We start from the raw sequence: 10,778 nt of genomic DNA, 5'->3' as shown, positions 1-10,778 counted from the left end.
TGTGAACGCGCACAACCATTTTACCTTTTATAATTATCGCTAACTAGCGCTGTTCAAACGTTTTGAACGGGCGCAGCGGATGTCCGGTATAAATTTGTCGCGGACGACCGATTGGCTCTTTATTTTCGCGCATTTCTTTCCATTGCGCGATCCATCCGGGTAAACGACCAATAGCAAAAAGTACGGTAAACATATCCGTTGGAATTCCTAACGCACGGTAAATGATACCGCTGTAGAAATCGACGTTTGGATACAGCTTACGACTTACGAAGTATTCATCAACAAGAGCAGCTTCTTCCAATTGCTTGGCTATCGTTAGAATCGGATCATTAACTCCTAAATTCGCCAATACTTCATCGGCAGCTTTTTTAATGATTTTCGCTCTAGGATCGAAGTTTTTATAAACGCGGTGTCCGAATCCCATCAAACGGAACGGATCATTTTTATCTTTTGCTTTTGCAAGGTATTTTCCTGCATCGCCACCATCTTTTTGAATAGCTTCAAGCATTTCCAATACCGCTTGGTTAGCACCGCCGTGCAACGGACCCCACAAAGCAGAAACACCCGCTGAAATTGATGCGAACAAGCCTGCGTGCGAAGATCCAACCATACGAACTGTAGATGTAGAGCAGTTTTGTTCGTGATCGGCGTGCAGAATAAATAATTTGTCGAGTGCTTTTACGACAACTGGATTTATTTCATACGGACCGGTTGGCAATTCAAACATGAGTCGCATGAAGTTTTCGACATACCCTTTTGTATTATCGTAGTAATTCAATGGATATCCCGACGACTTGCGGAATGTCCAAGTAGCCAAAACCAAGAATTTACCCATAGTTTTAACGATAGCTTCATACATTTCGGCTTCGTTTTCAACATTAACAACTTTTGGATTAAAAGCGGTTAAGGCACTTGTTAGCGAAGAAAGTACACCCATCGGATGTGCTGTTTTTGGAAAACCATCGATGATGTTTTTCATCTCTTCGTTCACAAGCGAATATTTTCGAATATCAGCTTCAAATTGTGCTAATTGCGCATGCGTTGGCAATTCGCCAAAAATAATTAGGTAAGAAACTTCAAGAAAAGTTGCTTTTTCTGCCAGATCTTCGATGGCGTAACCACGGTAGCGCAAGATACCTTCCTCTCCGTCGAGGAATGTAATGTTGCTGGTACACGAACCTGAATTTTTGTATCCCGGATCCATGGTTATTGCACCGGTAACATCTCGCAGTTTATTGATATCAATTGCAACTTCGTTTTCGCTTCCAACAATTACGGGAAACTCGTACCTATTGCCATCTAATTCTAGAAATGCCGATTTTGACATATAATAAATGTGTTTAAGTAAACTTGTTTAAAGATTTAACAAACTTACATAATACAAAACCGTTAAAAAAATCTTTGCGCTAACGTTTTCGTTAATTTATTTATAAATCGGTCGAAATTGAAAGAACTGAGTGCTGAATAAGAAATCAATTTCATTTCCATCTATTGTGATGAAGATTTCATAACCGCACAACTTTTCTACGATGTAAGGCAGAATTCAAGCGAAAAATTAAGATTCTTGATGTTTTATCGCAAGACAACTAACCTCTAAAATTTCTGCAACAGCGCAAAAGAAAGTGCAGAAATAAAGCTTCTCGAGTTCTTAAGTGAAAGTCCTTAACTCGGGATTTACAGATTAAATTTGTTTTCGACGGCAAATCGCACCAAATCGGCACGACCATCTAAATTTAATTTCTGAAGTATATTTTTTCGGTGCGTGTCTACTGTTGTTTTACTTATGTTCAAGGCTGTTGCAATCTCAATCGAGGTTTGTCCTTTAGCGATAAGTTCTAAAATTTCTTGTTCCCGTTTACTGAGTTGCACTTTTTCGTCTAAATTATCAATACTAAAAGTAGTTACAGGTCTTTCAAAATACGTTCCTCCATGCGCTACTGTTTCTATTGCGTTTATCAATACCGAAAGCGGTGAACTTTTAAAAACGTAGCCGCGAGCGCCAATTTCTTGAAAATGCTTTACAAGCGGCGGCGAATCAAACATACTGAATGCAATTACACGTGCATGGGGCTGATATTTAAGAATTTCGTAAACCGCTGCTTTACCATCAATTCCGGGCATGCGAATATCGGTTACAACAACATCGGGATTTTTTAAACGAACGAGCTTCACCAAATCGGTGCCGTTTTGTGCCGTTCCGATAACACTTATGTTACCGCTATCGGATATTCCCGACACCAAACCATCGATAAGTGATTGATGATCATCTGCTAATACAATGCGAATCATATCTTTATGGTTGCAATAATGGTTGTTCCGTTGTTAACGTTTGAATCAACATTAAACGTTCCGCCTAATTCTTCAATTATCTTTTCTGTTTTTTTCAAACCCGAATCTGCTTTGGCGTTTATAGCATCGAATGTAAAACCTTTTCCGTTGTCTTCTACAATGATAGTTAAATTTCGAGCATCATCTTCATTCAAATAAATAGTCAAATCGGAAGCTTGTGCGTGTTCAACGACATTCGTACCGAGTTCGCGAATAACGCTAAAAAGCAATAATTCGATACGTTCTTCCATACGTGTTTGCAAGTTAAATGGCAGTACCTGTACTTTCAATTTTCCGACAACACCAATTTGCTTCGCTAGCGATTGAACCGCTGCTACAAGGCCCGATGCTTTCGGAGCTTCAACATATTTGTTTTCTGGTGCTTTGCAAACATTTTCATACACTTTCGACAATAATTCTGATATACGTTGTGCTTTATATTCTGGCTTTCGGACATCAGAAGCATATTCTTCGAAGTTGAGGCGAATTGCTGTTATAGTGTTTCCTATAAAGTCGATAAGATCTTCCGCATTGCGTTTGCGATAGATTTCGTGGCTCTCGAGAATCAAGCTTATTTGATCCAACTCACGTTCTTTTATTTCTGAGACCTTTCGCTGCAGCAGAATCTTTTGGTTTTGCTGTACGTAAACACGATGGCATAAAATAGTTAAATAAACTAAGAGCGCGACAACGGCAAAAAGCACTAAAATTAAGGTTAAGGCGAATGTAGACGTTATGTGGCCGATAATTGCTTGCATAGTATTTATTTTTTTAGCTGTTACTTTACGGAAATCGTGCAACAGCAATTATTAGATCAGAAACTGTAGGTTTCGTTCTGCTTTGGTGTAAAACTGTTTAATTTCTAATGACTCCCATTCCGTATTTTGTTGGAAAACTTGAAGCTTCGGCTGAATCGTCTTCAAAATAAGCACCTCCATCTAAAGCAAAATGCCGGCTCTCTTCGAGAAGTAAGCTTGCTAAAGTAGCGGGACCTGGCACATGATTCTGACAATAAACCACATCATTGATATTTCGTAATTCGGGAGCTTGATGACAAACGTAAACGTGAATGCTATCACGTGAAAAATTAATGTCTCTGCTACCTTCTACTGCGATTAAATTGTCGAGATTGATGTTGAAACTCTTGTTGATTAAGAAAGATGATTCCCTTGAAACGTTGATGTTGTTACCACTTTTTTCTTTGAGGTAAATCATAATCGCGTTTCGAATACCAGTTGAAATATTGTAAACCGGTCCTTTTTCAAATTGTAAGGGCAATCCGTTTACTTCCTCTGGCAAAATAATTTGCACATCGATGCTTCCTGAACTAAAATTTCGAGAATTTCTCACCGAATATGGCTTGTGCGGGTAATTAACAATGATAGACATAACAAAGTTGTTTTTTACATGTCCAAACTTATAGAGAAGCAAAAACTAAAAACTACCTACTTATAGGTATTTTTTGGTTTGATTATAATTTTAACAATGCTTGCACAAAAAAGAAAAAGTCGGCTCAATTGGCCGACTTTCCCTCGTAAAATACATAGAACTTCTGTAATTTACTTTTTCATAAATTTTTGAACGGATTTACCGCTAGACGTTTCCACATTGAGAATGTACATCCCTGGAGCTAAACTTTGCACGTCGATTCCAGTAGTACTGTTATATGTTGATGTTAAAACTTGCTTTCCTGCAAGATCGCTAACAGCAATTTTTCCAATTGTTTTATTCTTGGCGTCGATGAATAGTTTACTGCTCGTTGGATTTGGATAAACGCCCACAGTAACTTGATTGTCGTCAACAGAAAGTGGAGCAGCCTGGAACGTTGTTTGGGCTAAATTGGTGTTAACCATGGTGTCGTAATCCAGATAAACTGAAGTGCCGTACGCCACTGTATCGCCAGGTTGTAAATTAGGGTTCGACTTCATTCTAAGCAGCACGTCTCCTTCAGCACCCGGTTGCAGATTTAAATCTTCAAAAATCAATTCCAGTACATTTCCTGTGATTTGTGTAGTTACTGGAGAAGTGGCGCTAACAACTTGAATGGAACTTAAATCGAAGCTATTTCCGTCTAACTCGGAACGCAACACTACAAAAGGAGCTGCTGTTGTGCCAGTATTTCTAAAGCTTACCGCATAGTGCAGGTATTCTCCAATTTCCGACGCATCAACTGTTTCGCCTTCCAAACAAAAAACCGCATTTTCAATTTGAGCCTCTTGTGTTGATTGAATAAACTCGAATGTATTGTCGTCTGGGTTAACATCGGTTTGATTAATCACAAACTGAGCTGAAAAATTAAATAAGTCTATAGGAAGTGCTACAGTAGGATCAGCCTGAAACATTAAAGCTACTAAAATAGTACGTTGTTCGAAAGGCAATAACTGATCTACGTTAAAAGCTGCTTGATTCGCGGTTACCGAATCGGCGAAAGGCGACGCAATACTTAAATATGCAACATCTCCATCGAAGTTAAAGAAAACCGTTCCGGATATAGGTAAGCTACCTTTGTTTGTGACGATAATTTGGTAATACGTTTCGTATCCAATATACGGAACAGAAAACGGAAGTACGGTAATTTCTCCGTCGGCAGTCGGATTTATTGGTGTCAAGCAAAAATCAACGGTTGCGGTTTGGGCGCCGTCTTCTTCTGTAAAGGAAACGGTTGACTGCGATGGAGAAATTTGAAAAGCTTCTGCATTGGCTATCGAAGCATTTAGCGTATAGGTTCCGGCGGGAACTGCAAAGGCAAACGTTCCGCTTTCGTTAGTGAAATATGCTCCGCTTCCTTGACCATTTGTGATGTTTATTTGAAGATTCAGCACGGGTAAATCGGCATCTTCGCAACCATCGTTGTCGAAGTCAAATCGTGCAACACCTGAAATTGTATTGAATGTTCCTGTAGGTTCAAACGTACAATATCCGTTGATGATGATGTTCGGATTTACTTGATTGACGTAATATTGAAAGAACGTCGTTTCAAATTCGTCTACACAAATAAATTGCAAATTAGGAACTTGCGTAAAATCGTTTCCAGAGAATGAGATATCCTGAAAACCGTTATTCTTTAAATTAACGGACTCAAGATTTTCGTTTGGAGCGAATCGCACTACAAACAAGTATGAGGCATTCGATAAATCTAAATCAACCACATTGGTGTTATTTGCGTACAGTTCCGACAAGTACATTTGCGTACTTAAGTCGATTTCTGAAATAGGATTCGATGAAAAATCCAACACATAAAGAGTAGGCTGTGCTGAAACATCTAAAGCAGTTAATGCATTATTATTGCAGCGCAATGAATAAATAGCAGGATTTGTTTCCAGAGAAAGACTTGTAAGCGCATTGTAGCTACAATCTACTTGCAACAAAACATTTAAACCTTCGATATTTAGTGTACTTAAGTTATTATTTGCACATTCGAGCATGTTCAAACCTTGATTTGCTGTTAGGTCGAGATCGCTCAAACTATTTTGCGAAACGAACAACCCTCGCAATGAAGTATTTGACGTTACGTTTAAGGTGCTTAATTGATTGTTAGAAAGTGCTAAATCGGAGAGAGATGTTAGACCCGATACATCGATTGCTGTCAGTTGATTGTTTGACAAATTAACTGTATAAAGTAGTGCATTTGAAGAGGAAAAGTTTATCGAGGTAATTTCGTTATCGCTTAAACCAAGCTCGAATAGATTAGGGTTAGAAGACACATCGACTGTTGTCAAGTTATTATCGTAACCAATAATGCTTCGCAGGAATTGGAAACCTGAAAAATCTACCTGACTAATTGAGTTACTGAAAAACATCAGATTTTCTAGAGCTGGCGTATTGTCTAATCCTAGTGCTGTTAGTTGGTTTTGATTGACATTTAGAAGTTTCAAGCTAGGAAGATTCGCCAAATCAATAGCTGTCAATTGGTTAGCGGAAAATGAAATAGCTTCTATCGCATTATGATTGGAGAGGCTGAAACTAGTAAGGTTATTTTGGTCGGCATACAAAGTTTTAAGCGCGTTTAATCCGGCGATGTTTAAATCGGCGATACCGCAATTGCTTATTCGCAGTACTTCCAAATTGGTTAGAGTTGTTAAATCTATCGACTGACCCACCAAATTTGTGTACGAGCAATCGAGCATTCGCAGATTAGTAAAAGCCTCCAAACCACCAATACTACTGATATCAAAAAAGGCGATATCTAAATAGTAAACGGCTTGAGCTTCTTGAACGGATATTTCACCGTCGCCGTCTGCATCGACAGCAATTGGATTATAATTTTCGTCGAAAGCGTTTGCAAAACTTGTTCCGGCAGTAAGTAGGAATGCCTTTAAATTGGGGTCGGTAAAATTTACCTGCTGCGAAAATCCGCTCCATGCTACAAAGAGCAATAGAAGTAATTTCTGTTTCATGTCCTGGGTTTGTTTAAAGGTTACAACCATAGGATAAACAAAAATGAATCGGGTTGCGTTAATGGATTAGATTCCCATCAAATCTTGGGGTTAAAAACTGATGTTCATTGACTTAAATTCACAAAAAAACCCGGAAAAATCCGGGCTTTAACATAAAAACTTTATGCTTATTTTATTTTAAACGCGCGCGCTCCGGGGAAATACGCCGTTTCTCCCAACTCTTCTTCAATACGCAAAAGCTGGTTGTATTTGGCCATACGATCAGAACGTGATGCGGAACCGGTTTTGATTTGTCCACAATTCAAAGCTACTGCCAAATCAGCAATTGTACTGTCTTCGGTTTCTCCGGAACGGTGACTCATAACTGAGGTGTAGCCCGCGTTGTGTGCCATATTTACCGCAGCTATTGTTTCAGACAAAGTACCGATCTGGTTTACTTTTACCAAGATTGAATTCGCGATACCTTTTTCAATACCTGTAGATAATCGTTGTACGTTGGTAACAAACAAGTCATCGCCAACAAGCTGTACTTTATCGCCCACTAATTCGGTTAGGTATTTCCATCCGTCCCAATCATCTTCATACATACCGTCTTCGATAGAAATAATTGGGTATTTAGAAGCTAGTTCAGCCAAATACTCGGCTTGTTCTTTAGATGAGCGAATTTTTCCACCTTCACCTTCGAACTTTTTATAGTCGTAGTTTCCGTTTACGTAAAACTCAGAAGCGGCGCAATCGAGTGCAATTTTCACATCGTCACCAAAGCTATAACCGGCATTTTCAACTGCTGTTTTGATGCTGTCGAGTGCATCTTCTGTGCCGCCGGCTAAATTTGGAGCGAAACCACCTTCATCGCCAACTGCTGTTGATAAGCCGCGGTCGTGAAGTACTTTTTTAAGATTGTGGAAAATTTCGGTACCCATTTGCATGGCATGCGTGAACGAAGTTGCTTTAACAGGCATAATCATGAATTCCTGAAAAGCGATTGGTGCATCGGAGTGCGAACCTCCGTTAATGATGTTCATCATCGGAACTGGTAGCGTTTTTGCAGCTACGCCCCCAATGTAGCGATATAAAGGCAATCCTAATTCGGCTGCGGCAGCTTTACTTGCTGCAAGCGAAACGCCAAGAATAGCGTTAGCACCTAAATTTGATTTGTTTGGAGTACCGTCGAGTGCAATCATGGTTCGATCGAGTAATTCTTGCTCAAAAACAGAAATTCCAACAAGCGCCTCGGCAATTTTTGTATTCACATTTTCAACAGCTTTAGAAACGCCTTTACCCATGTATGTTTTACCGCCGTCGCGCAATTCCACCGCTTCGTGTTCGCCGGTCGACGCTCCAGAAGGCACAGCTGCTCTGCCTAGAACACCGTTTTCAGTAATTACATCAACTTCGATAGTCGGATTTCCGCGAGAATCCAAGATTTGTCGCGCATGCACTTTAATGATGATACTCATAAAAAAAGATTTAATTTTTTGATGATTCGAAAATATACATTTCCCTTAAGCTGGTAAAATTCACAGAACTAAAGTTATAAACGCAAACGATTTCGAGTAGTAAATTAATGTGAGTCTGGCATAAAAATCTCTGATAGATCGATTAAAAGATGATACTTTAAAGTATTCTGAGAAAATCCAAGTTCACTATTTTTAAAACTAATCATAAATACAGTCGCTCATTTCTTTGAAATCAACTATTTAAATGATTTCTGACTTCAATTTTTACATCGAACTCACTTTCAATAAAAAAATAGGCTGTTTGAAAAAAATATTTATTTTTGAGTACGCAACACTTTTAAACTTTTAATTTCGATGAAAAAAACAATTCTCTTCCTACTGCTTTTGATATCGGTAAAAAACTATGCTCAAAAATCGACCAATGCTGGATATTACATTGATAATAATGGAATTAAAAGAGAAGGCGAAGTTAATTCTTCTGATTTAATTGACGTAAATGACACAGATGCCTATTTTTTCTTTAAATCTGAAAATGGAAAAGCAAAAGTTCTATTTAGTGAGGTTTCTGAGATTTTTACAACTGACAACCAAAAATACGTACGACTAAACGCGCTAGTCAACGATTTTTCCATCTATGACAATTTGGGAACAAACCCCGATGTTAAACTTACTGCAAAAACCCTTGTTTTACAAGTCTTAATTGAGGGTAGCGTATGTCTTTATAAATTAGCATCGGACAATGGCGACAAATTTTTCTATAAAAATCAAAACGAAAAAGAAGCTGTTCAGCTAGTTTTCCACAAGTTTATGTCTGAAGATGGTATAAAAAAAGAAAACAAAGCTTTTCAAAAAACGCTGTACGAAAAGTTCAACTGTGGAAATAAAGACGTTAGCGAATTAGTCAAAATAAAGTATACAGCAGCTGATCTTATAACTTACTTCAAAGAATATCTGACTTGTAAAAATGAAACGCCCAAAATGGCAATTACTCAGATAAAGGGAAAAGAGAGTTATAGACTCTACGGACAATTAGGTGGTAGTACTTGGGGTTACGATGCAGAAAACAATGAAAATGTATCGCATGAGTCAAGTGTTTTTGCGCCAACAGCGGGTGCTGAATTTGAGATTTTATTTTCAAAGAAAACATTTGCAATATTCTTCGGTTTGAATTATGCAGATTTCAGCCAGGAAAGCGAAGTTAACTATACCACTCAGAGTTCTACAATCACAAATAATCATACAGAAAAATACACTGTAGACTTACCCTATTTAGGAGCTCAGCTTGGCGTTCGTTACTATTTCTTCCCTAAAAACAATCTTAAATTTTTCACAGACTTATACATTAGCACAAATTTGTTGAAGGGCGAAATTACTATCGCAGAAACTATGACAAACAGCGGCGGGACTTATATTTATGATCCCGAAAAATCAACAATTGATTCGGCAGGGGTGATCGGTTTCGGATTTGGAGCTGAATATAAAAATATTAGTTTACGAATGAATTTAAATCAATCAAGCCCATTTTTCACAAAAAGCTTTGACAGCTACTTTTTTGAGATTAAGAATTCTGTGACTGCTACGCTTCGTTATCGTTTTACACTCTAAAAGAAGTAAAAAACAAAAAACTGAAGATTTGAAGTGCTCTCAGATAAATGCTGATTATGATGAGACATTAAAAGAATTAGGCAATGATCTTAGAATCGAAAAATTAGAAGGCAAGCCACGATAATTGCAGTTCATACAATATCGTGCTGCTTATCTTACCTGATTTTCAATTTTAAATTTGACACCAAATCAACTTCTTTAAGCCTTTACCAACAATGTATATTCAACATTCAACTCAAAATTCATATCAGCGTACTCGCCTAGCTAAAAAAATATATCCTATGATAGGGAAAGTGAGCAGTAGAAGTACAATTGGTAATAACCAGATAGTTAAATCGTCATCGGTTTTATCGCCTAATCCGTATGCAGCAAATTCGATACTTAGGAAAATGAATCCGACAACAATTCGGAGAACAAGTATAAATCGTTGTCCTAATTGAAGCTGGCGTTCTTTATTCTCTGCTGTTAGCTGTACTGGTACATTAAATGAATCTGCCGATTGCGAGATTGTACTCATTAACACCTGTAAGAATAAATAAATTCCAGGCAAGATAAATACAGTGGATTTAGGACCGTACGCGTCGGCTGTACCCACAGCATTAAAATGTGTCGCAATTGTTTCTGGCAAATTGAAATAAAGATAGATCGAAAAGCCAAGAAGGATAGCGAACATCGAAAGCGCTGCAATCTCAAGCTTTTTATCTAAACTGAGTACGTTTTTCATGGGCAATATCGACTTTGAGAAGTTGAGTTTTTCAAACCTTAAAAAAGAAACTCTCCTTCTTTACAAAACTACGAATCGATTGCTTATTGCAAAAAAACAGCTATTTCTTAACCACTTTCGCCACTCCGATTCCTTTTGATGAGTGCATTTTCACAAAATAATTGCCCGCAGCTAAACGAGATACATCAACCACTTCTTCATTGCTGGGTTGTACAACGCTAATCACTAACTGGCCAAGCGTATTGAACACTTCAATTTTTTTCA

Annotated in this window: 9 protein-coding genes; 1 reads left to right on the top strand and 8 read right to left on the bottom strand. The window is 38.1% G+C overall.

All coding sequences use genetic code 11. The features are described from left to right. Positions 1-43: 43 nt before the first annotated feature. From Q0064_RS02485 to eno, 6 genes are all read right to left on the bottom strand, one after another. The gene (locus Q0064_RS02485; RefSeq protein WP_298143813.1) at positions 44-1,327 is read right to left on the bottom strand and encodes a citrate synthase; all 1,284 of its coding nucleotides are present in this window, start codon (positions 1,325-1,327) and stop codon (positions 44-46) included. A 347-nt stretch (positions 1,328-1,674) separates the two neighbouring features. Next, positions 1,675-2,289 (bottom strand): response regulator transcription factor, encoded by a 615-nt coding sequence (locus Q0064_RS02480; RefSeq protein ID WP_298143810.1) that lies wholly within the window; start codon positions 2,287-2,289, stop codon positions 1,675-1,677. Next, positions 2,286-3,086: an ATP-binding protein gene (locus tag Q0064_RS02475; RefSeq protein WP_298143807.1), complete on the bottom strand. Its 801-nt coding sequence runs from the start codon at positions 3,084-3,086 to the stop codon at positions 2,286-2,288. Before Q0064_RS02475 ends, Q0064_RS02480 begins: the two co-directional genes overlap by 4 nt. Positions 3,087-3,183: 97 nt before the next feature. Next, on the bottom strand, positions 3,184-3,717 hold the full coding sequence (locus Q0064_RS02470; RefSeq protein ID WP_298143804.1) for a hypothetical protein: 534 nt from the start codon (positions 3,715-3,717) through the stop codon (positions 3,184-3,186). Positions 3,718-3,887: 170 nt separating this feature from the next. Continuing rightward, positions 3,888-6,725 carry a T9SS type A sorting domain-containing protein gene (locus Q0064_RS02465; RefSeq protein WP_298143801.1) on the bottom strand — a complete coding sequence of 946 codons (2,838 nt, stop codon included), beginning with the start codon at positions 6,723-6,725 and terminating at the stop codon, positions 3,888-3,890. A 167-nt stretch (positions 6,726-6,892) separates the two neighbouring features. Then, positions 6,893-8,185 carry a phosphopyruvate hydratase gene (gene eno, locus Q0064_RS02460; protein WP_298143799.1) on the bottom strand — a complete coding sequence of 431 codons (1,293 nt, stop codon included), beginning with the start codon at positions 8,183-8,185 and terminating at the stop codon, positions 6,893-6,895. A 354-nt stretch (positions 8,186-8,539) separates the two neighbouring features. Here eno and Q0064_RS02455 point away from each other — a divergent pair, with 354 nt between their 5' ends. Then, positions 8,540-9,790 (top strand): hypothetical protein, encoded by a 1,251-nt coding sequence (locus Q0064_RS02455; RefSeq protein WP_298143796.1) that lies wholly within the window; start codon positions 8,540-8,542, stop codon positions 9,788-9,790. A gap of 247 nt (positions 9,791-10,037) precedes the next feature. Here the strand turns inward: Q0064_RS02455 and Q0064_RS02450 are convergent, their stop codons facing one another. Both Q0064_RS02450 and Q0064_RS14715 read right to left on the bottom strand, forming a co-directional pair. Next, complete coding sequence (locus Q0064_RS02450) at positions 10,038-10,514, bottom strand: DUF1648 domain-containing protein (RefSeq protein WP_298143793.1); 477 nt, start codon at positions 10,512-10,514, stop codon at positions 10,038-10,040. Positions 10,515-10,614: 100 nt separating this feature from the next. After that, positions 10,615-10,764 carry a T9SS type A sorting domain-containing protein gene (locus tag Q0064_RS14715; RefSeq protein ID WP_366094647.1) on the bottom strand — a complete coding sequence of 50 codons (150 nt, stop codon included), beginning with the start codon at positions 10,762-10,764 and terminating at the stop codon, positions 10,615-10,617. Between the last annotated feature and the right edge of the window lie 14 nt (positions 10,765-10,778).

This window comes from Flavobacterium sp. (assembly GCF_027490375.1).
Taxonomy (GTDB): Bacteria; Bacteroidota; Bacteroidia; order Flavobacteriales; family Flavobacteriaceae; genus Flavobacterium.
The sequence above is the reverse complement of the archived record's forward strand: the minus strand, read 5'-3'. Positions and strand labels throughout refer to the sequence as shown.